General features: G+C 69.5%; 25 protein-coding genes. 15 read left to right on the top strand and 10 right to left on the bottom strand.

The features are described from left to right. Positions 1-86 precede the first annotated feature (86 nt). Positions 87-1,340 (bottom strand): hypothetical protein, encoded by a 1,254-nt coding sequence (locus ACFUJR_RS06575; RefSeq protein WP_383178681.1) that lies wholly within the window; start codon positions 1,338-1,340, stop codon positions 87-89. Positions 1,341-1,464: 124 nt separating this feature from the next. Further along, a complete protein-coding gene (locus ACFUJR_RS06570; RefSeq protein ID WP_383178693.1) occupies positions 1,465-2,874 on the bottom strand; it encodes an ROK family protein in 1,410 nt (469 codons plus the stop codon). A gap of 83 nt (positions 2,875-2,957) precedes the next feature. Between ACFUJR_RS06570 and ACFUJR_RS06565 the strand changes: the two genes are divergently transcribed. Together ACFUJR_RS06565 and ACFUJR_RS06560 are read left to right on the top strand one after the other, a co-directional pair. Next, complete coding sequence (locus ACFUJR_RS06565; RefSeq protein ID WP_383178684.1) at positions 2,958-4,064, top strand: Gfo/Idh/MocA family oxidoreductase; 1,107 nt, start codon at positions 2,958-2,960, stop codon at positions 4,062-4,064. Continuing rightward, positions 4,061-4,537, top strand: a complete 477-nt coding sequence (locus tag ACFUJR_RS06560) for a heme-degrading domain-containing protein (RefSeq protein ID WP_383178687.1) — start codon at positions 4,061-4,063, stop codon at positions 4,535-4,537. Before ACFUJR_RS06565 ends, ACFUJR_RS06560 begins: the two co-directional genes overlap by 4 nt. A gap of 136 nt (positions 4,538-4,673) precedes the next feature. On the opposite strand, the gene ACFUJR_RS06555 is transcribed toward ACFUJR_RS06560, so the two are convergent. From ACFUJR_RS06555 to ACFUJR_RS06540, 4 genes are all read right to left on the bottom strand, one after another. Further along, complete coding sequence (locus tag ACFUJR_RS06555) at positions 4,674-5,531, bottom strand: fumarylacetoacetate hydrolase family protein (protein ID WP_383164601.1); 858 nt, start codon at positions 5,529-5,531, stop codon at positions 4,674-4,676. A 147-nt stretch (positions 5,532-5,678) separates the two neighbouring features. After that, positions 5,679-6,401, bottom strand: coding sequence for a YidC/Oxa1 family membrane protein insertase (locus ACFUJR_RS06550; RefSeq protein ID WP_383164398.1), 723 nt, complete (start codon positions 6,399-6,401; stop codon positions 5,679-5,681). A gap of 80 nt (positions 6,402-6,481) precedes the next feature. Next, positions 6,482-6,775, bottom strand: a complete 294-nt coding sequence (locus tag ACFUJR_RS06545) for a DUF6412 domain-containing protein (RefSeq protein ID WP_383164401.1) — start codon at positions 6,773-6,775, stop codon at positions 6,482-6,484. A 33-nt stretch (positions 6,776-6,808) separates the two neighbouring features. After that, the gene (locus ACFUJR_RS06540) at positions 6,809-7,585 is read right to left on the bottom strand and encodes a class E sortase (RefSeq protein ID WP_383164404.1); all 777 of its coding nucleotides are present in this window, start codon (positions 7,583-7,585) and stop codon (positions 6,809-6,811) included. Between the two features lie 63 nt (positions 7,586-7,648). Between ACFUJR_RS06540 and ACFUJR_RS06535 the strand changes: the two genes are divergently transcribed. The 3 genes from ACFUJR_RS06535 (at position 7,649) to ACFUJR_RS06525 (ending at position 10,267) form a co-directional block, all read left to right on the top strand. Further along, complete coding sequence (locus ACFUJR_RS06535; protein ID WP_383164407.1) at positions 7,649-8,662, top strand: SEC-C domain-containing protein; 1,014 nt, start codon at positions 7,649-7,651, stop codon at positions 8,660-8,662. A 108-nt stretch (positions 8,663-8,770) separates the two neighbouring features. Next, the gene (locus ACFUJR_RS06530) at positions 8,771-9,772 is read left to right on the top strand and encodes a NaeI family type II restriction endonuclease (protein WP_383164410.1); all 1,002 of its coding nucleotides are present in this window, start codon (positions 8,771-8,773) and stop codon (positions 9,770-9,772) included. A gap of 18 nt (positions 9,773-9,790) precedes the next feature. After that, entirely contained in the window at positions 9,791-10,267 is a 477-nt protein-coding gene (locus ACFUJR_RS06525; protein ID WP_383164413.1) for a very short patch repair endonuclease, read from the top strand. Here the strand turns inward: ACFUJR_RS06525 and ACFUJR_RS06520 are convergent, their stop codons facing one another. Next, entirely contained in the window at positions 10,268-11,455 is a 1,188-nt protein-coding gene (locus tag ACFUJR_RS06520) for a DNA cytosine methyltransferase (protein WP_383164416.1), read from the bottom strand. Positions 11,456-11,610: 155 nt separating this feature from the next. On the opposite strand from ACFUJR_RS06520, the gene ACFUJR_RS06515 reads away from it, so the two are divergent. Beyond that, complete coding sequence (locus ACFUJR_RS06515; protein WP_383164419.1) at positions 11,611-12,372, top strand: HNH endonuclease; 762 nt, start codon at positions 11,611-11,613, stop codon at positions 12,370-12,372. Here the strand turns inward: ACFUJR_RS06515 and ACFUJR_RS06510 are convergent. Next, on the bottom strand, positions 12,348-12,911 hold the full coding sequence (locus tag ACFUJR_RS06510) for an ATP-binding protein (protein ID WP_383164422.1): 564 nt from the start codon (positions 12,909-12,911) through the stop codon (positions 12,348-12,350). The genes ACFUJR_RS06515 and ACFUJR_RS06510 overlap by 25 nt on opposite strands. Before the next feature lie 281 nt (positions 12,912-13,192). Here ACFUJR_RS06510 and ACFUJR_RS06505 point away from each other — a divergent pair, with 281 nt between their 5' ends. The 3 genes from ACFUJR_RS06505 to ACFUJR_RS06495 all read left to right on the top strand — a co-directional run bounded on the left by ACFUJR_RS06505 (position 13,193) and on the right by ACFUJR_RS06495 (position 15,013). Next, a complete protein-coding gene (locus ACFUJR_RS06505) occupies positions 13,193-14,038 on the top strand; it encodes a helix-turn-helix domain-containing protein (RefSeq protein ID WP_383164425.1) in 846 nt (281 codons plus the stop codon). Then, the gene (locus tag ACFUJR_RS06500; protein WP_383164428.1) at positions 14,038-14,250 is read left to right on the top strand and encodes a DUF397 domain-containing protein; all 213 of its coding nucleotides are present in this window, start codon (positions 14,038-14,040) and stop codon (positions 14,248-14,250) included. Before ACFUJR_RS06505 ends, ACFUJR_RS06500 begins: the two co-directional genes overlap by 1 nt. A 178-nt stretch (positions 14,251-14,428) precedes the next feature. Then, entirely contained in the window at positions 14,429-15,013 is a 585-nt protein-coding gene (locus ACFUJR_RS06495; RefSeq protein ID WP_383164431.1) for an HD domain-containing protein, read from the top strand. Here the strand turns inward: ACFUJR_RS06495 and ACFUJR_RS06490 are convergent. Both ACFUJR_RS06490 and ACFUJR_RS06485 read right to left on the bottom strand, forming a co-directional pair. Further along, on the bottom strand, positions 14,995-15,462 hold the full coding sequence (locus ACFUJR_RS06490; RefSeq protein WP_383164434.1) for an NUDIX hydrolase: 468 nt from the start codon (positions 15,460-15,462) through the stop codon (positions 14,995-14,997). The two genes, ACFUJR_RS06495 and ACFUJR_RS06490, sit on opposite strands and share 19 nt — an antisense overlap. Further along, positions 15,449-16,222, bottom strand: coding sequence for an XRE family transcriptional regulator (locus tag ACFUJR_RS06485; RefSeq protein ID WP_383164437.1), 774 nt, complete (start codon positions 16,220-16,222; stop codon positions 15,449-15,451). Before ACFUJR_RS06485 ends, ACFUJR_RS06490 begins: the two co-directional genes overlap by 14 nt. 94 nt (positions 16,223-16,316) lie before the next feature. Here ACFUJR_RS06485 and ACFUJR_RS06480 point away from each other — a divergent pair, with 94 nt between their 5' ends. The 6 genes from ACFUJR_RS06480 (at position 16,317) to ACFUJR_RS06455 (ending at position 20,223) form a co-directional block, all read left to right on the top strand. Continuing rightward, complete coding sequence (locus ACFUJR_RS06480; RefSeq protein WP_383164439.1) at positions 16,317-17,051, top strand: HAD family hydrolase; 735 nt, start codon at positions 16,317-16,319, stop codon at positions 17,049-17,051. Positions 17,052-17,116: 65 nt separating this feature from the next. Beyond that, positions 17,117-18,019, top strand: a complete 903-nt coding sequence (locus ACFUJR_RS06475) for a radical SAM protein (protein ID WP_383164442.1) — start codon at positions 17,117-17,119, stop codon at positions 18,017-18,019. Continuing rightward, a complete protein-coding gene (locus ACFUJR_RS06470; RefSeq protein WP_383164445.1) occupies positions 18,012-18,653 on the top strand; it encodes a hypothetical protein in 642 nt (213 codons plus the stop codon). The genes ACFUJR_RS06475 and ACFUJR_RS06470 overlap by 8 nt, the downstream gene beginning before the upstream one ends. Continuing rightward, positions 18,571-19,227, top strand: coding sequence for a class I SAM-dependent methyltransferase (locus tag ACFUJR_RS06465; RefSeq protein ID WP_383164448.1), 657 nt, complete (start codon positions 18,571-18,573; stop codon positions 19,225-19,227). The genes ACFUJR_RS06470 and ACFUJR_RS06465 overlap by 83 nt, the downstream gene beginning before the upstream one ends. 17 nt (positions 19,228-19,244) lie before the next feature. Next, on the top strand, positions 19,245-19,832 hold the full coding sequence (locus ACFUJR_RS06460; protein ID WP_383164451.1) for a class IV adenylate cyclase: 588 nt from the start codon (positions 19,245-19,247) through the stop codon (positions 19,830-19,832). Positions 19,833-19,851: 19 nt separating this feature from the next. Next, complete coding sequence (locus ACFUJR_RS06455; protein WP_383164453.1) at positions 19,852-20,223, top strand: hypothetical protein; 372 nt, start codon at positions 19,852-19,854, stop codon at positions 20,221-20,223. Positions 20,224-20,546 lie beyond the last annotated feature (323 nt).

Below are 20,546 nucleotides of genomic sequence, written 5' to 3'. Positions count from 1 at the left end.
AGCGCAGCGGGCTGCGCCGACGACCGACAACGCGGCGAGCGTGCGTGCCAGACGCCGCCGGACAGACGGGACTTCGACGACACGACCTAGGGGGTCTCCGGCCGCCGTCGGAGGCGCCGGGAGGCGACGACGAGCGACGCGCCCGTGAGGAACAGCGCGCTAGCGGCAGGGGCGAGGAGGGCCATCGCCTCGGGTCCCGTCTGGGCGAGTTCGGGGAGCACGGGGGCGGGCGGGAGGCCGGTGTCGCCGCTCTTCGGCGGGGTGGTCCCGTCGGGCACGGGGTCCGGGTTCCCCGGAGGGTTCTCCTCGGGATTCGCTTCGGGGTTCACTTCCGGGTCCTCTTCCGTGCCCTCGGGCCCGATGGTCAGGGGGACGTCGTCGGACTCCCCGACCCAGTCGCCGTCCGCCCCGTGGCGCTGCACGATCGCCGCGTTGACCACGACCTCGTTGGGCGCGGCGTCCTCCCGGAACGCGAGGCGGACGGAGACGGTGACCGTGTCGCCCGCGGCGACGGTGAGGCCGGAGAAGCCGCTGAACGCACCGACGTTCTCGTCCTCCTCGGTCGCCTCGAACGCGACCGGGAGCCAGCGGCGGGCCTCTGAGTCGTAGAACTCCAGCCGGATCTGCTCCGGCCGGAGGACCCGGTCGCGGTCCGTGAGGACCAGGACGGGGTGGATGCCCTGACATGCCTCGGCGGTGGTGTTGGTGAGGTCGACCTCGAAGGTACGGAAGCCGGCACCGGGGACGAAGGCGCCGGGGCGGCGGTGGATCCGGGTGTCGATCGGGAACTCGGGGTCGGTGACCTCGCCGCAGGAGGCGGGCTGTCGCCGAGGCGTCGTTCCGGAGTCGGCACCGGGGCCGGGCGTGGGGCCTGTGCCGGATTCGGCGTCGGGGCGGGCGTCGGGGCGGGCCACCGTACCGGTGCCGGTGCCGGTGCCGTCGACGTGGGATCCCGTTCCGCGTCCGCGTCCGGCTTCGGCTTCGGCTTCGGCTTCGGCTTCGGCTTCGACCACCGAACCGGCGCCGGAGTCCTTCCCGAACCGGAAACCGGAATCGGCGTCGGCCCTGAGTCCGACACCCGGTCCGGGGTTCAGGCCGGAACCGGGGTTCAGGCCGGACCCGGGGTTCAGGACGGCCCCGGCCCCGGCCTCGTCCTCCGAACGCGAGGCACCGGCCCCGGAGCCGGACTCGGAGCCGGACTCGGAGCCGGACTCGGAGCCGGAGCCGGGGGCCTGGCTCGGGCCGGGCTCCGCCGAGGACGGGCCTACGGCGAGCGCGAGGACGGCGGTTCCGGTCGTCGCCGCGGTCACACCGAGGGCGAGGGCGCTGCGCAGTCGCATGGGCGGGTGCCTTTGCTGCTCGCGGGCGTACGGGACGGCCGCGACGCTGCCAGGCGGGCGCGGCGGCACCGGGGAGCGACGCGGCGCGTGCCCCCGAGCGGCCCACCCGTTCCGCCCAATCAGCCTATTTTCCGAAGATCGGAGCGAGGATCAGTTGCGCGGCCCCCTCGGCGACGGCGTACGGGGACGTGGCGCCGGAGACCGGTGTGCCGAGGCCCGCCTCGGCGAGGACCGCGCCGACGCCGCCGACGAATGCCTCGGGGGCGGCGGCCACGACCCGGCCGCCGAGGACGACGCGGTCGATGTCGAGGAGCCGTACGAGATTCACGGCGCCCGTACCGAGGACGCGCGCCGCCTCGGGCACGTCACCGCGCGCGACGGCCGCCAGGCAGAGGACCTCCAGGCAGCCGCGCCCGCCGCAGCCGCAGGACGGCCCGTCGAGCAGGACGGTCTGGTGCCCGAACTCCCCGGCGCCGGTCCTGGCCCCGCGGTGGAGGGCGCCGCCGAGGACGAGCCCGGAGCCGAGTCCCGTACCGAGGTGGAGGTACGCGAAGGAGTCGGCGGCGGGGGCGTCGGCGTGCAGGGCAAGGCCGAGGGCGGCGGCGTTGGTTTCCTTGTCGAGGGCGACGGGCAGCCCGAGCCGGCGCGTGAGCTCGTCCCGTAGCGGAACGCCCTCCCACGCGGGGTGCCCGGTCACGCGCCCGGGCGTACCGGCGAGGTGGTCGAGCGGGCCGGGCATGGCGACCCCGACACCGAGGACGGCGGGGGTGAGCGCCTGGTCCGGCGCCGAAGGGGCGGCATGTACAAGACCTGAGGCCGGGAACGGCGCCGAAGGTCCGGCACCCGCAACGCCAGGCACCCCGGAGCGCACCGAAGCCGGCGCATCGCCGCCAGGCCGCCCGGACCCCTGGGACCGCGCCGAGGCCGCCGCCCCCGAACCCCTGGGCTCGGAGGGCCGCCGGGATGCCGCCGAAACCGCCGCGCCTTCACCGTCACCCTCGGCCCCCGACTCCCCCGCCCCCGCCTCGCTCACCGCCGCCACCGCCACCGCCCCCACCGCCTCGTCGCGTACGGCGCGGACCTCACGCTCCACCGCGTCGAAGACGACCTCCGTCCCCGCGCCCAGATCGAGCGGCGTCCGCCGTACCGCGACCCGTACCCCCGACAGGTCCACCAGAACGGCGGTCAGTTCGTCGCGGTCCAGGTGGACCCCCACCGCGTACGCGGCCGTGGGGACGAGTCGCAGGACGGTACGCGGCTTCCCGCCGGTCGAGGCGCGGTGACCGGCCTCGCGCGCCAGCCCCTCCGCCCGCAGCCGCGCGGTGATCTTGCTGACCGCCTGTGGGGTGAGCCCGGTGCGCTCGGCCAGTTCGAGGCGGCTGATCCCGGCCTCCCCCGCCGTCCGCAGCAGGTCGAGGACGAGCGCCGCGTTGTGGCTGCGCAAAGCCGGCAGATTGACGCCCGCCTCGCTCCCTGCGCTCCTCGGACTCCCTGCGCTCCTCGGGCTCCCGCCACCGCTGACACTCCCGACGATCCCGCCACTCCCAACACTCCTGTTCACCACCCCATTGTCCCCCTCGCTTGCACTTTGGCAACAGCGTTGCTTAAGTGGACCCCATGACTGGCTCCCCGACTGGCTCCCCGGCCGGCACCGACACCGCCCCCCTCCGCGTCGGACTCGTCGGCTACGGCCTCGCGGGCTCCGTCTTCCACGCCCCGCTGATCGCCGCCACCGAAGGCCTGGTCCTCGACACCGTCACGACCGGCAATCCGGAGCGCCAGGCACAGGCCCGTGCCGCTCACCCCGGCGTACGTGTCGCGGACTCCTCCGAGGAGCTGTGGGCGCGGGCGGACGAGCTCGATCTGGTCGTCGTCGCGTCCCCCAACAAGACGCACGTCCCGATCGCCACCGCCGCCCTCACCGCAGGGCTCCCGGTCGTCGTGGACAAGCCGGTCGCGGGAACGGCCTCCGAGGCGCGCGGGCTCGGCGCCCTCGCCGAGGAGCGCGGGCTGCTCCTGTCGGTCTTCCAGAACCGCCGCTGGGACAACGACTTCCTGACTCTGCGCCGGCTCCTCACGGAAGGCGCCCTCGGTGACGTCCAGCGCTTCGAGTCCCGGTTCGAGCGCTGGCGCCCGCAGCTCAAGGGCGGCTGGCGCGAGTCCGGCGCCCCGGAGGAGATCGGCGGCCTCCTCTTCGACCTCGGCAGCCATGTCGTCGACCAGGCGCTCGTGCTCTTCGGCCCGGCCGTCCGGGTGTACGCGGAGTCCGACGTCCGCCGCCCCGCCGCCGAGGCCGACGACGACACGTTCATCGCGATCACGCACGCGAACGGGGTGCGCTCGCATCTGTACGTGAGCGCCACCACGGCCCAACTCGGCCCCCGCTTCCGCGTCCTGGGTTCGAGCGCCGGCTTCGTGAAGTACGGCCTCGACCCCCAGGAGGCCGACCTGCGCGAGGGCCTGCTGCCGGAGCCCGGAGCGCCGTGGGGTGTGGAGCCGGAGTCGCTGTGGGGCCGGCTCGGCGCCGGGGAGTCGCCGCTGACCGGCGGCGGGGTCCCCGTCGAGTCGGCGCCGGGCGACTACCCGGCGTACTACGCGGCCGTCGCCGCCGCCGTCCGCGGCACCGGTACGAACCCGGTCACCGCCCACGAGGCCGCTGCGGCCCTGGACGTACTGGAGGCGGCCAGGCGTTCCGCCCGCGAGGGAATCACGGTGACGCTGTGAACGAGGTGGCCACGCTGGAGGCTCAGGAAGCGCGCCTGGTCCTGCCCCGCTTCACGTACGAGGACGCCTGGGCCCTCGGCTCTCTTCTCGTGGACCTTGGGCGCGAGCGCCGCGCGTCGGTCGCGATCGACATCCGGCGCGGCGCGCAGCAGCTCTTCCACTGCGCGCTGCCGGGTTCGAGCGCGGACAACGACGCCTGGATCGACCGCAAGCGGCGGGTCGTCGAACGGTACGGGGAGAGCTCGTACCTGGTGGGCGCCCGCTTCCGCGCCAAGGGGACGACGTTCGACCAGTCCTCGCGCCTCGACCCCGACCGGTACGCCGCCCACGGCGGTTCGTTTCCGGTCACGGTCGAGGGCGCGGGGGTGATCGGCTCGGTGACGGTGTCGGGGCTGCCCCAGGCCGAGGACCACGCGATGGTCGTGGAGGCGCTGAGCCGACTGCTTGCCGACCTCACAGGGCAGTACAGCTAGGGCGCCCACTCGGCGGGCGCGCCCGAACGACGGGCGCACCCGACCGGCCGACAGCTCCCACCGGACCACGCCTCCCGTCGGCCGGCAGCTCTCACCGGACCACGCCTCCCGTCGGCCGGCAGCTCTCACCGGACGACTACGCGTCCTTCAGCTCCTGGCGCTGACGCCCGAGCCCCTCGATCTCCAGCTCCACCACGTCGCCCGCCCGCAGGTACGGCTTCGGCTCCGGCTGCCCCATCGCGACGCCCGCCGGGGTGCCGGTGTTGATGATGTCGCCGGGGTACAGGGTCATGAACCGGCTCACGTACCGTACGACCTCCGCGACGCCGAAGATCTGGTCCGACGTGTTGCCGTCCTGCTTCAGCTCACCGTTGACCCAGAGCCTGAGCGCGAGCGCCTGCGGGTCCGGCACCTCGTCGGCCGTGACCAGCCACGGGCCGAGCGGGTTGAACGTCTCGCAGTTCTTGCCCTTGTCCCACGTGCCGCCGCGCTCGATCTGGAACTCGCGCTCCGAGACGTCGTGGGCGACGGCGTACCCGGCGACGTGCGCGAGGGCCTCCTCGTCGGTCTCCAGGTAGCGGGCGGTCCGGCCGATGACGATGGCCAGCTCGACCTCCCAGTCCGTCTTGGTGCTGCGGCGCGGTACGAGCACGGTGTCGTCGGGCCCGACGACGGTGTCGGCGGACTTGAGGAAGACGACCGGCTCGGCCGGGGTCGCCGCACCGGTCTCGGCCGCGTGTCCGTGGTAGTTCAGCCCGATGCACACGACCTTGCCGATCCGGCCGACGGGCGGGCCGATCCGCAGCCCGGTCGCGTCGAGGGCGGGCAGCACACCGGCGCCGCCCGCGGCCCGGATCCGGTCGAGCGTGGAGGCGTCGGCCAGCAGGCTGCCGTCGACGTCGTCGACCAGGGCCGACAGGTCGCGCAGCGTTCCGTCCCCGTCGAGCAGGGCGGGACGCTCGGCTCCCGCCGGACCGACTCGCAGCAGCTTCATGGTCTTCTCCCTGTGGTCGAGGTGGGCCCGGGGGCGGGCCCGGAAGAGCCCCGGCCGATGGAGTGCGGCCATCGGAGATATCGGAGGATTGGTCGATCCTCCAAGAGTTTCGACCACTGGGCAAGACCCCGTTCACGGACTGGACCCTTACGCACCGGTAGCAAGGGGCTCCGCGGGGCGCTGCTCCCGGAAGAGGACGGCTCGCTCGACGACGGTCCAGGTGGTGCTGGTGACGACGTAGAGCGCGGCGGCGAGCGGGACGACGGCGACGGTGATCAGGGTGGCGAAGGAGAGCAGCGGCATCACCCTCTGGATCGCTCCGGCGCCGGGGGTGTCCGCCATCCCTGTGTCGAGCGGTTGCGTGGCGAGCTGACGCCTCGTACGCCGGAAGCCGAAGGCCGCGACGGCGGCGACGATCGCGAAGAGGACGAGATACACCTGCCCGGCGGGCCCGAGGACACCACCGTGGGCGAGGGCGTCGGCCCAGTGGTCGCCGAGCGGTGCGGCGAAGAGGGTGTGCCCGGCCATGCGGTCGCCGGAGAACAGGTGGTACATGAGGAGGAACGCGGGCGCCTGGAGGAGGCTCGGCAGGCAGCCGGCGAAGGGCGAGACCTTCTCCTTCGCGTGCAGCTCCATGACGGCCTTCTTGAGCCGCTCGGGGTTCTTGGCGTGCTTGGCGCGCAGGTCGGCGAGTTGCGGGGCGATCCGGGTGCGGGCCTTCTGGCCGCGCGCGGCGGCCCGCGAGAGGGGGTGGACGGCGAGCCGTACGACCATCGTGAACAGAACGATCGCGGCCGCCGTCGAGGCGGTGGCGAAGAGGGGCTGGAGCAGGTCGGCGAGCTGCTCGACCAGGGAGGCGAAAACGGACATGGGAGCCCTCCGAAGGGTCTCGTCGTGCCGGAAGAAGGAACGTCGGCATGACGGAACCGCGCAGGAGTTCTCCGGTTTCGCTACGCGGCCGTCGGGAGGGGACGGCCGGGTGCCCGGGGCCTGCGGCGCCCGGAGGCGTCGGGATCACGCTGGGGCAGGAAGGCGGTACGCCGTTCACGGTCGCGGAGCGCGGTGCGTACCCGCGTCACCGGTACGGGCGGGGCTGCCGGGGCGCCGATGAGGGCGCAGACGACGGTGGTCGCGGCGAGGGCGACGGCGGCGGAGACGCCGGCGCCGTCGGAGAGCAGGAGGTCGGCGAGGGCGAGCAGGAAGAAGACCGGAGCGAGCATGCGCAGCGCGACGTCCCTGACCATCAGCCCTCCTTCCCTCACTGCCGTCTCCAGCCGTTATACACGCCTGGCCCAGACGATGAGCCGGTACCGGGAGCTGAACTCGGGGGTGCAGGTGGTGAGGGTCAGGTAGGAATCAGGGTCGGAGTAGCCGTAGGAGGGCTTGACGAGGGAGCGCGGTATGGGCCGGATCACACCGGTGTCGCGGGGCGCGGTCTGCGGCAGCACCTGGTCGACGACGTACTCGTACTCCCGCTCCCGGGTCTGGATGCGGATGACGTCGCCCTTGCGGAGCCTGTCGATGTACCGGAAGGGCTCGCCGTGGGTGTTGCGGTGCCCGGCGAGGGCGAAGTTGCCGGTCCGGCCGGGCCCGGCGGTGTCCGGGTAGTGGCCGACGTACCCGCGGTCCAGGACGGACCGCTTGGAGACGCCGCGGGCGATGGGGGCGGTGAGGCCGATGCGGGGGATGCGGATGATGGCGTACGCGGAGGAGGCCGGGCCCTCGCCGGGCCGGGCGGCCGGCGGAGCCGCGGTCGCCGCCTCCGCCTCCTCGACCGGCACGTCGGGAACGGCGGACGGTGATCCGACGACGGGTGGTGGGCCGTCGACAGCGGGTGATCCGGCCCACTCCCGTTCGAGGACCCGCACCTGCTCGCCGGCCTGGGCACGGGCCTGCTGGTTGGTCCACCAGAGCTGGTGGACGACGAGGAGCATGAGGACGACCCCGCAGGTGACGACGGCCTCGGCGCACACCCACAGCATCCGGGCGGGCGTGCTCCGCACCCCGCGCGTCTGGACGACGACCGGCACCCTCTCACGCACCCTGTCCCGCACGCGGGGCACGATAAGCGCTGACGCGCCAACTCTCCAGGGCCGTACAGCAGTACGGTGTTCAGCATGCGCCCCGACACGCCTGCCGCCCACGCCACCGAAGCCGAGCGCCTGCTGCGCACCGCCGCGCTGTACCCCGAGGACCGGGAAGCCCTGCTCCTCCGGGCGGCGGCGCACCTGGAACTGGCGGGCGACCGCGCGGCGGCGACGGCCCTGTACGACGACCTGCTGTTGTCGCCGGATCCGTCGGACCCCCACCTGATCCGGGCCCTGAAGGCGGCGAACCTGTGGGAGTACGGCCACGAGGCGGAGGCGCGGGCGATCATCGAGGGCCTGCGCGCCTCGGCACCGTCGGACGCGGCGCCGTGGGAGATCGTGGTGGAGACCCTGGAGACCCACGACGAACTGGAACTGGCGGAGGCGCTCGCGACGGAGGCGGCGACCCTCCTGGCCCCGGCGTCCTCGCCCGCGGACCTCCCCCACCCCACCCAGTCGCTCCTGGTGACCCGCCACCGGGTCCGCCGCATGCTGGCGCTGCCCCACGACGACTGGGACACCCTGGCGGACTCCCTCCACACGGCGCAGGTCCCCCTGGACGAGCTGCACGACCCGAAGCGCCTGTGGTCGCTGGGCTCGTCGGACCCGGCGGAACTCCAGGCGGAGATCACCCGCCTCCGCAGCGAACTGGGCTCCTACCGCACGGCCCTCTCCCGCCCCTTCCCGGTGGCGGTCCTCCACTGGCCGGAGCGGGAACTGGACGAGCTCCTCTCCTCGTACCCGGAACTGGAATCCGAGTACCCCACCTACCGCGCCCACCTCACGGACATCGAAGCCTCGCTCCGAGAACTCGCCGCGGCCGGCACCCCCAACCTGGGCATCGTCCCGGCGACGGTCCCCTCCTACGAAGCCTTCGCCGCCTCGGAATCCTCCTCCCCCGCGAACGCGGACCTGCTCCCCCAATACGCCACGACCCTGGCAGCCCGCGGCCGCGCGACAGCCTGGCCCCCGGCCCGAGGCGCGGAGTGCTGGTGCGGATCGGGAAGGGCTTACGGGGGGTGCCACGGGGCGCCGGAGGCCTGAGGCGGTTCTAGACAAACCTGACGAACATCACGCCAGCGGGAACCCCTCTCGACCCCCAGGAGTCATGTGTGGTGCGAACCCACCCCACCTGTACCAGAGGAGCCCGAGTTGACCCTGTTCGACCCGCCCATGCCCTCACCCGGCGTGTATGACGACCCCGAACTCATGCTGGTCCGGCAGTACTGGCTGGGCAAGGACCCCGAGGGAGAACGCTTCGGACGGGTACTCCGCGAGACAATCGATCAACTACTTGACGGAGAGCACACGGGCCGTTTCGAATGGGACAAGCTCCACAAGACTGAGAAGACCCACGCCGGAACTCTGGTGGAGATCAACCTGCTCCGTGCATTCGATCTCAAGAGCGGTGTGGATATGGACTATCTCATCGAAGGCATTGAGGTCGACTGCAAGTTCTCACAGACTCCCTACGGTTGGATGATTCCGCCCGAAGCACTCGATGAGATCTGCTTGGTCGTCTGGGCCGATGACAGCGCAAGCAGGTGGAGTGCTGGACTCCTTCGGGCAGACCACACAAAGCTCGCAATGAACGAAAACGTTACGAAGCGGGGAAATCGCGACGGGAAGTTCCGGCTGACAAAGAAAGACTGGGGCCTCGTAACCTGGCTCTGGTTCGAGAAGCCTCTCGAAGAGAACCTTCTGCTCCACCTCGACACGGAGACCCAGACCGCGATCCTCACCGCAGGTGCGGGGTCAAAGCGCAGTCCGGGACAGGCCAAGGTCAATGAGCTCTTCCGTCGGGTTCAGAAGCGCCGGATAAACCGCACGGTCATCAGGACGCTGGCCCAGCAGAAGGACTACATGAAGCGTGTCCGTGGCGACGGAGGTGCCCGCGACAAGTTGCGAGGTGAGGGCATCCTCATCTGCGGCGACTACCCGAATCACCGGAAGGTAGCGGAGACGTTGGGGCTCCCTCTTCCGCAGGAGGGCGAGAACGTCAGCGTCCGTGTGGTTGAAGCCAAGCCCCACCACGAGGGCCGACCGCAGGTATTCCTTGACGGTCGCCACTGGGTCGTGGCCGGGCCGGAAGACGCTCCGGAGCGGGCCCCCCTTCTCCCCACAACCAAGAAGGCCGCCACTTCGGGGGACTAGCCTGTTCCCAGGAGGACGATGACTGTGCAGGTGCAGGAGGCATGGACGCCACCGGAGGGCTCATGGGCCTCCTCCGCGGCGCGGCGCCGGAACATGCAGGCGATCCGCAGCCGGGACACCAAGCCGGAGCAGTTGGTACGACGGCTGCTGCACGCTCAGGGGTTGCGGTACCGCGTGGCGGCCAAGCCTCTGCCTGACCTTCGCCGGACGGCCGACATCGTCTTTCGTCCGGCGAAAGTGGCCGTGTTCATCGATGGCTGCTACTGGCACGGTTGCCCCGACCACTACGTCCCTCCGAAGACGAACCCCGGCTACTGGTCAGACAAAGTCGCGCGGAACATGGCCCGGGACCGGGACACCGACCAGCGCCTCAAGGAGGCGGGCTGGACAGTGCTCCGGTTCTGGGAGCACGAGCCTTCGGCAGAGTGCGCGGATGCCATCGCCACTGAGGTCGAACAGCGCCGTGCCCTTGCACGAGGCAAGGGCACGGTTTGATCAGGACTGCCTGGCGTCGCGTTCGCGGGCCGCCTTCAGGACCTCAATGATGGACTTTCCGACTGCAGCCGCGACGGGAGGCGGGAAGGCGTTCCCCACCTGCCGGTACTGCGCAGTCTTGCCACCATCGAGAATCCAGCCCTTCGGGAAACCCTGGATCATGGCCGCCTGCTCAACGGTGAGCATGGGACCGTCAGGGCCGAACAGGTCGCGCCCCTCCGACTCCTTCTCCCGGCACGTGGCGATGTCGTTGGCGACGCCGAGCCCCGAGACGCCCAGCAGTTTCCAGGCGGCCTTCGCGCGGCTGGGCCCCAGATCCGCCCCACCGTGCTTCTTGGACCCGCCCACAAGCGTGGGAGCGATACCGCCTCCCTTGCCCTTGAGCTCGCGATCACGTTCCGCAGCCGTATCCCGCCACCGCTTGAGAGCGTCGCGCGCCTGCTGCCCGTACGGTCCATCGAAGTACTTCTCGTACCGCTCCTCCATGCTGCGGTCGAGCGCCTCGGCAACGCTCACAGGCTCCTCATGCGTCGGAGTCGGCCACTCGTACTTCACGTCCTTGAGGACGTCGTTGCGGATAGCCACCAGAATCGCGCGCGGCCGCAGCTGCGGAACGCCGAAGTCGCTGGCCTCCAGTACACCCCAATGGCACACGGTGTAGTCGAGACCGCGGAGGATGACCGCGTTCCCGTCCTCTTCGCGATACGTGCCCCCCTGAAGCTCCGCCACGATCCAGTCGCGGTAGTCAGTGAACTTGGGGTCCATCAGCCCGCGAACATTTTCGATCATCACGGCCCGGGGCTTGAGCTTCTTGACGAGTTCGAGCATCCGCGGGAAGAGATCACGCTCGTCGTACTTGCCGAGCTGCTTGCCGGCATGCGAGAAGGGAGGGCAGGGCACGCCGCCAGCCAGGAGGTCCAGGCCGTCCTGCTTCAGCAGGTCGCCACTCTTCTCGAGGTCGGTGTCGGGGTCGAAGTGCTTGACGTCCTTGGCGAGGAGGTCACAGTGCTGCTTCTCCCAGCCCCACGACTCCAGGGCGTCGATGTTCCGCTCCAGTGTCTTCGCCGCGTGCTTGTCGATCTCGACGAGTGCCAGGTGCTTGAAACCCGCTTCGTGCAGGCCGATGGCCTGCCCGCCGGCTCCAGCACAGATCTCAATCGAGGTGAACTCTGACTCAGTGCTGGTCATGCACCCTCCTTCGAACACGAACCCCGCCGGCGCCTTGTGCCACCAGCTATCACAGAGGGTGACAGACCCCACTGACAACGCTCCCCAAGTGTGCGGCATCCCGAGGTGCCCCAAGACACCCCACACTCCAGACGAACATTTATACGATGTCTGTCATGCCGAGAATCTCCTGGGTCCGGGACGAACTGCTGCTCGCGTGCGCTCTCGTCGTAGAGAACAACTGGCGCGAGCTGCGCCAGGGCGACCCACGCGTCCTTGAGCTGTCCGATCTCCTGCGCTCGCTCCCGCTCCACGGAGACGCGTCCGTGGATCTGCGGTTCCGCTCGTCGAACAGCGTCAGCCGCAAGACAACCGACATCGCCACCGCTCACCCCTCGTACACGGGCAGCATGACGAAAGGCGGCGTCCCCACCCAGAAGATCGTCAGCGACTTCCTGGAGCGCCCTCAGTACATGCAGGCAGCTGCCGACGCGCTGCGTGCAGCTATCGCCAGCGGCGAGCTGCACCTCATCCCACCCCAGCCGGACGAGCCCGGAGATACCGAAGACGAGTCGGGCGCCCGCGAAGGACGTCTCCTGAGCCGGTTGGCCCTCTACCGCGAGCGCGACCGCGGGCTGCGCGACCGCAAGCTCCGGCAGGTACGGAAGCTGGGACAACCCATCAAATGCGAAGTCTGCGCGTTCGACTTCGGCGCGACGTACGGCGAGCTGGGCGCCGGGTACGTCGAGGTGCACCACATCACCCCCCTGCATGCGACCGGGCCCCGCGAGACCCGGCTCGAAGGGCTCGCCCTTCTCTGTGCCAACTGCCACCGCATGTGCCACAGAAGCTACGCAGGAGAATCCTGGCGCACTCCCGCGGCTGTCCGCGCCGAAATGCACCGGGACGCCACTCACGCCGCTTCGCCCGCTTCATAGAGCTGCTGCGCGCGAACCAACGCATCATCTGGATCACTTCCCTGAAGCGCCAGCCAGACGAGAAGGTCCGCGATCAGCGTGGCGGCAGCCTCCTGGTTGACACGAGAGCGAGAAACCGCCGCCGGACCGCGCACCCCGAGCAGTGCCCGGTAGCTCTCAAGAGCCGTGAACGCCCGTTGAGCCCGTACACACATGGCGTCGGCTACGAGGCTCAGCTCACACCACACGGCTTTCCCGCTCCCTGCGGGGAGCGCGCCCCAGTCGGCGGACAGCGAGGCCAGCAGATGGAGCCCCCGGCCACACTCCGCGCCACACGCGGTCTGGCGGCCTCCCGCAGGCACGACCGGGCTCGTGTCATGAACTTCCACGCGGAACCGGTCGCCGCGCGGTTCAAGCACAAGGGTCGCCGGCGTGCCCTCACCTACGTGCTTGATGACGTTCGTCGCGAGCTCGCTCACGACGAGCTCGATCTCGTCGATGGCATTGAGGAATCCCCACTGCCCCAGCGTCGATCGGACACTCCTTCGCAGCAGCCTCACTTCAGCAGGCGCCGCCTCAAAGGGCAGTACACAGCGAAGCCTGGGCCCGCCACCTCCCGTGCAAGTCATTGCGAGACTCCCTCCCCAGCCACATCAGCGCTGCACCCACCGCATCCGTACGGCGACGCTCCGTAGCCTCGATAAGCCGAGTATCGCAGCGAGAACTCTCTCCATGTAACTTCTCACGAGCCTCGTTCGGGTGATTTCAATGGCACCAACGGTGTTGCCGCATAGCCTGATTGGCGCCCGAAGCGGGCCGACGAAGCGAAAGGGCAGCCGCCTTGTCATCAAGGACCACGACACGCCGCCGCCAGCTCGGCGCCACCATGCGCAAGCTGCGAGCCCGGTCAGGCATGACCCTGGAGGAAGCCGGCCGGCTCGTCGGGGTCTCCAAGGCCACCGTGAGCCGGTATGAGACCCAGGCCGGTCCGGTGAAGTGGCCCATCGTGGACGCCTTGTGCCGCGAGTACGGCGCCAGCGAGGCTGAACGGACAGCAGTCGTCGGACTGGCCAAGGGTGCCAAGCAGCAAGGGTGGTGGAACTCGTTCGCCGACTCGATTCCCGAGAACATGAACCTACTGCTCACACTTGAGGACGAGGCCGTCCGCGAAGATCACTTCTCGTGTGTCTACATTCCAGGGCTCCTACAGACGCGGGACTACAGCATCGGCCTACAGAAAGCGAATGAACTGCGCCTGGAGCAAAAGGAGATCGAACGGCTGGTAGACATCCGAATGAAGCGTCAGGAGATCCTCACCAGGCCCGAGCCTCCACACCTGTGGGCCGTTCTGGACGAGTCGGTGCTGCGTCGGGTCGTTGGCTCCCTGGAGATCATGAAGACCCAGCTGGACCGCCTCCTCGAAGCCAACGAGGCGTCGCAGATCACCCTGCAAGTACTGCCCTTCACCAACGGTGCGCACGCTGCAGCGCTAGGTAGCTTCGTGATCCTCGGCGGCGCCGAGCCGTCACTCGACGTCGTCTACGTTGACCTGCACACCGGCTCGCTCTTCATGGAGACAGAGGAGGAACTGAAGCGATACAGACTTGCGTTCGAGTACCTGCGCGCGCAAGCGTTGGACATGGAAGCTTCGTCATCCCTGATCCACCGCATTCGCAAGGAGCTGTAGTGCCCGCACTCCAGAGACAGACCACAGACATCCAGTGGTTCAAGTCGTCGTACAGCGGTGGCAATACGACGGAGTGCGTGGAGTGCACGGGTACCACGGCCAGCATGCTCGTACGTGACTCAAAGTGGTCCGAGGGTCCCGTGCTCTCCTTGGGCGTTGAGGCATGGCAGACGTTCATCGGGGGCGTCGTCACCGCGGGGCGTGTGTCGTAGGAGCCCTGGCACGCCAACTTTGGCTCGGTCTCTCAGCAGCCTCTCCTAGCCACCTCCACTCTGGACGAGAAGGGCGCTGCCGGTCCACCAGAGAGCACGTCCGGCCATGGGTGGGACACGTGGCGCGCGTCCTTGAGAGCGTGACCGAATTCTTCTGCTCAAGATCTGGAGAGTCAGGATGCGGCCCAAGGCACGTGACGAACCTCTAACGGAATGGGCGTTCCGGGTTGCCGAGGCAGAACTCAGTACGGTCCTACCACGGCGATGGGCGCACTCTCAGGGAGTCGCGCGGCGGTCGTTCGGTCTGACGCGCGTGTTGGGGGACGACGCCGACCTGTTGTCAGCCGCTGCTGTGCTGCATGACGTCGGGTACGCACCGCGACTGGCCGTCACGGGATTTCACCCACTCGACGGTGCCCGCTTCCTCCGTGACGCACATGGCGCTGACGAGCGGCTCGTGCGGCTGGTTGCGAACCACTCGTTCGCGTTGCTGGAGGCCGAGGAGCGTGGGCTCCGGGAGGAACTCGCGGCGGAGTTCCCGCTGCTGGAGGAGCCACTGCTGGTCGACGCCCTGGTCTACTGCGACATGAGGACCACGCCCGACGGCCGCCGGACCACCGCGCAGGAACGGGTCGCAGAGATCCTCGGCCGCTACGGAGCCGACAGCATCGTCGGGCGATTCATCCGTCGGGCGGCGCCGGAGATCTTCGCCGCCGTGGAGCGGGTGGAGGCGGCGTTGGCGGCTCAGCCCAGGTGGGGGTAAGTGCCGGCGAGGTAGTCGCCGATCTGCTGGCGCATGCTGGCGTGGATGTCGTACGCGTCGAGGGCGGTTGGCTGGACGAAGCGGACGCCGTCGGCCTCGTCGTTGATGGTGGGCTCGCCGCCGACGGGGCGGCCGATATAGGTGTTCTCGTACTGCTGGCGGATCTCGCCGTCGGAGTAGGCGACGATGTGGTTCGGGTTGGTGTAGACGCCGAGGAATCCGGTGATCTCGGCAACGATGCCGGTCTCCTCCAGGCACTCCCGTACCGCGCACTGAGCGGCGGTCTCGCCGATGTCCTGGGCGCCGCCCGGGAGGGCCCACTGGCCGGTGTCGCGGCGGCGCTGGAGCAGGATCGCGCCGCTGTCGTCGACGACGAGCAGGTTGCTGGCGGGGATGAGGGTGTTCGCCTTCGGCGCGCTGGGGTCGTTGTAGTACTCAGTCCTGCCCATGTGCGGCGGTCCCCTCCTGGTCGGGTGTCCAGGGCCGTGCGCCGGCCCAGACTGCTTCGAAGCTCTGAGCGTAGTTGTCGAACCACCCTGTTTCGTCAGCCTTGTTGAGGTGGAGCAGGGGGTTGGCGCTGGCCGGCTGACCCCACACGTGCGGGTTGACCAGCAGGGTGTCGTCGTAGCGGAACAGGGACGTGTACAGCGTGGTGTCGTGCAGCCGCACTTCGCATCCGGCCTCGGCAAGCAGGGGGCGGTAGTACGTCAGGGAGGCGCGGATCTTGGCGGCCAGGGTGTCGCCAATGCCCTCTTCTCGGCCCCGGATGACGACTGCCTGGCCTTCCGGGTCGCCAAAGCACAGCCGTACGCGGACGCCGTCGGCTGCGCGCTCGGCGAGCATCTTGGCAACATGCGGATTGGACTGCGCGAAGAACGTGCCGGAGAAGACGAGGACGCCGATCTCCTCCCGTGCCTCCCGCAGCAGGGAGATCCACATGTCCCGCGGGACGCTCGCGCGGTTCGGGTAGGTGCCGACAAGTTCGGTGCCTAACCCGTCGCCGGGCCTCGCGGCCCGTCGTGGCGGGGCGGGCCAGAGGAAGGTCTCCTCCACGCGCAGGTGGCGCGCGACCCGGAAGCGGTGGCGTGGGTGGGGAACGCGACCGCCGAGCCAGCGACTTACCGTCTTGGGGTCCACCTCGCAGACTTCCGCGAGCGATTCGGGTGAAACGCCGCGCTGGGCAAGTACGGAGTGCAGTCGCTCGTTCACAGGGTTATGGAAGCGGTGCCCGGCGTGATCACGCAAGGACGTTATGGGACGTTCTCGTGGGACCTCTGTCGCGTCAGGTGCCTACCCTGGCGGCATGGAGCTCATCGTCCTGTGGGACATCGACCACACCCTCATCGAGAACGCGGGGGTGAGCAAGGAGATCTACGCGGCTGCTTTCTCGGCACTCTCGGGAAGTCGGCCGACCGGGCCGGCGTGGACAGAGGGGCGCACGGATCGCCTGATCATGCGCGACATGTTCCTTCGGGACGGTCTGCCCGAGCCGGACTGGCCCGCTGTCGAGGCCGCCCTCGCCCACGCTGGGAAGGAGCGCCTCGGCGATCTACGGCTACGGGGGACCGCTCTGCCAGGCGTACGCGAGGCCCTCAAGGCAGCCTCGGCACATGATGACTGGGTGTCTTCGGTCCTCACCGGCAACATCGTCGCTAACGCTCGTGTGAAACTGTCCGCCTTCGGCCTCGATCCCCTCCTGGACCTGTCCGCCGGCGCTTACGGCGCGGACGCGGAGCTCCGTCCCGACCTTGTAGCGGTCGCCCGCGAGCGGGCCCGGCGGCTCCACGACGTGGCGGCCGACGTGCCCATCGTGCTGGTGGGGGACACGCCGCGAGATGTCGAGGCCGCCCTTGCCACGGACTCCGGGATCATCGCGGTCGCCTCGGGCATCCACAGCGCCGAGGAGCTTGCCGCCGCCGGCGCGTCCGTGGTGCTGCCGGATCTGTTGGATACCGCGGAGCTTCTCGGCATCCTGGAGACCTTCGCGGTGAACGGAAAACGTTCCAGGACGTCCTTGGGCTGTCCCTATACGCGGTGACGGGGTCCCCGGACGCCCGGCCAGTATCAGGGCTCCCAACAGGCAACCAGCCCAAGGAGCCCCACGTGATCGGCGAAGTCACCGGGATCCGGAAGATCCGGATGCTCTACCTCCAGCTGCTGTACCGCTGCAACTTCGAGTGCGACCACTGCTTCCACGGCAAGAGGCTCCAGCACGCCGACGCCTTCACCTCCGAGCAAGCCATCAACATCATCACGCTAATGCGCGAGCAGTACGGCACCGAGGCCGTCACCCTGCTCGGTGGGGAGCCGTTCGTCTACAAGGGCCTCGCCCAGGTTGTCCGGCACGCCAAGGAGGAACTGGGCCAGCATGTCGAGATCTGCACCAACGGGTACCGGATCGAGCGCCGCTTGACCGAGATCGCTCCCCACCTGGACCTGCTGCGCGTCTCCTTGGAAGGGATCGGCTCGACCAACGACCGTATCCGCAAGGCCGGCAGCTACCAGAGTGCGCTCGAGGCTCTCGCCCTCGCGCGGCGGATCGGTGTCCCCACCGGGGTGACCATGACGGTCACCGCCCAGAACATCAACGAAGTGCTGCCCCTCGCGCGTACCCTCACGCGCTTCGGGGTGCGTCAGCTGAAGCTGCACCACCTGCGGGCGGTCGGCAACGCCGCGGACCACCCCGAGCTGCTGGTCACCGACCCAACCGCCTACGGCAGGCTCCGCGAGGAGCTCCAGACGGCCGAACTGGCCATCGAGGTCATCGTCGACGAGGACCTGTCCGAGCACGGCGCCCCGGAGATCTGCGCGCCGTCCGACGGCCCGGGCGAGATCGAACGGATCGAGGCCGACCCGCGCGGCGCGCTCACCATGTCCTGCAAGGCCGTCGGCAAGGACTCGCACGCGTTCTGGTACGAGAAGTCCGCCAACCACATCGTCCACCGGCCCTCCGCCACGGACGAGCTCACGCTCGCGGTACCGGACGTGGTGTACGCCCGTGCCTGACAGCCCGCTGTTCGAGAGCCTCGAAGGCTTACGGGGCACGGGGAAGTCGACCATCGCGCCGATGCTGGCCGAGGCCCGCGAGGCCGTCCTCGTCCCCACCGTGCCACCCGTCTTCCAGCCCCTGAGGCGTGAGGTGGACAAGCGGAGGAATGTCGAGGCACGGATGTGCTTCTACCTCGCCGCGCTGTTCACCGCGGCCGACGAGATACGGCGCCACCTGACGGCCGGCGTCCCGGTCGTCGTGGAGAGCTACTTTGCCCGCTGCCTGGCCAACCACCGCGCCCTCGGGGCCGGCCTCGGCATCACACTGCCGCCCGCCCTGCCCCAGCCCGTCACCTACCACCTTGTCTGCGCCGAGGGCGAGCGCCAGCGCCGCCTCGCCTCGCGGGACAAGCCGGTCTCCCACTGGGACGCCCTCGTCGAGACCGTCACGGACCGGGTGACCGACGCCTACGCCCCGTTCCCGATGCATCACGTGGACACCACGGACCTCAGCCCCGACCAGGTCCTCCAGGCGATCGTCACCACCGACACGCAAGGAGCACACCCCCGTGCAGACACAGAGCCTTTGGGAGTACACCCTCACCTTCTTCCCCCAGTTCGTCGCCACGCTGAGGGAGCGGGTTGCCCCTGACGCCACCGTTGCGGTAGTCGGCGCGAGCGACGGCAAGTTCGTCCTGCCGCTCGCCGCCGCCGGATACCGCGTCCTCGCCATCGAACGCGACGAGCTCGCTGTGCACGGTGGAGAGGTCCACCTCCCGGGTGACAATCACGCCCGCGCACTGGGCCTGATCGACCGGCTCAAACTCGAAGAACTCCACGACCGCGTACGGGTCGTAGAGGAAGACCTCCTTCACGGCGAGCCCCTGAACATCCCGTGCGACGCAGTCTGGACGAGCTGTTCATGGCACTACAGTGCCAACCACGACCGCCCTCTTGCCGAGTTCGTCGATCGCATGCAGCGCCTGGTCCGTCCCGGCGGTGTGTTCGGCTCGGAGTTCATGATGCCCGTCGAGAAACGCCACCACCTGGTCGAGCACTACACCTCCCCCGAACGCCTTCGGCAGCACTTCATCGGCGACTGGGACGTCCTGCTCACGCTACGCACGAACGAGTTCACCGAGCGGGCACATATCGGCCAACTCCAGGACCACACACACCGCATGGGCCTGTTCCTCGCGGCCCGAACGTCCACCCTCCTCCACTGATACGGAAAGAAGGACTCATGAAGCACGAATACGAGGCGAAGTTCCTGGCCGTCGACGTCGCCGACCTCCAGGCCAAGCTCACCACCCTCGGCGCCGTCCAGGCGTTCCCGCGCACCCTCCTCACCCGCAAGATCTTCGAGAACGACGCCCTCGACGGAGGAGCGTGGCTCCGCCTGCGGGACGAGGGCACCCGCTCGACGCTCACGCTCAAGCAGGTCACCGACGCCACCACGATCGACGGCACGACCGAGATCGAGACCGAGGTCACCGACCTGCACGCCATGGCCGACATCCTCCGCCGACTCGGCCTCACCGAGGTCCGCTACCAGGAGAACTACCGTGAGGAGTGGCGCCTCGGCGAGGTCGCCTTCGACTTCGACACCTGGCCCGACCTCCCCACCTTCGTGGAGATCGAGGGCCCCGACGAGGCGTCCGTCCGGCAGGCGGCGGCCCTGCTCGACCTCGACTACTCCGAGGCCCGGTTCGGCAGCGTCGACGAGATCTACAAGAGCGAGGCCGGCCGCGACATCCTCGCCGAGCCCACCCTGCTCTTCGCCGACGCCGAGAAGCAGGAGGTCCCCTCCGCGACGGTCCGAGGCCGTTGATCCCGAAGGTGGACAAGTGATGCTTACGGAAGTCGCGTTACCGCACAGGGTGATCCCAGGGATCGCCGAGTTCGCCCGCGGCGGACTGCCCGCGCCAGCATCCACCGACGACGGCAACAAATGGGTCGACGGCTTCTGCTGGCTCTACTGCGGCCAGCAGTGGACCCGCGTCCTGTGGATCGGCCCCGCCAGCGTCGCCGGCACCCAGGCCCCCATGTACGCGTGCGGCGCCTGCATCCGTGTGCTCCAGGAACGGGTCTGGCAGTCCATCCTCAGCAAGGATGAACCGGTTCGCCCTGACCGGCCGAGCGAGACCCCCGCGCTGGAACCACCCTCCGCACGGCGTGTCGGCAGGCATCGGGGTCACAGCAGGTTCCTCCGCCGACGTTAGGCTCCCGCCCTGGCCCTGAAGTGCCAGCCGTCCCCCGCGGCATGAGCCCCGTGGCCAGGGCGGGCCTCAGTCCCTGCTCGTACTTGGCAGGCCCTTTCAATCTCGATGTCATGCGGCTGCTCCGACACCGGCGCACCGTCCCTCCCCCTCGATACGGTCTTGCAGCGTCCCGCACGGCCGGAAGACGACAAGGCGGCGGGCCATCCTCGCCCGCAGCGCCGAGGTTGAGCCCGAGTGGGCGACGGTTCTGCACACGGATCTCAACCGCTGGCTGGGCCACCCCTGCCTGATCGCCCCCCCGTGGTGAGCGATGGGGCCTGCGA

The sequence above is a fragment of the Streptomyces sp. NPDC057271 genome, assembly GCF_042668715.1.
GTDB lineage: Bacteria > Actinomycetota > Actinomycetes > Streptomycetales > Streptomycetaceae > Streptomyces.
Note: the sequence above shows the minus strand (reverse complement) of the source record. Positions and strands in the feature narration are given on the sequence as shown.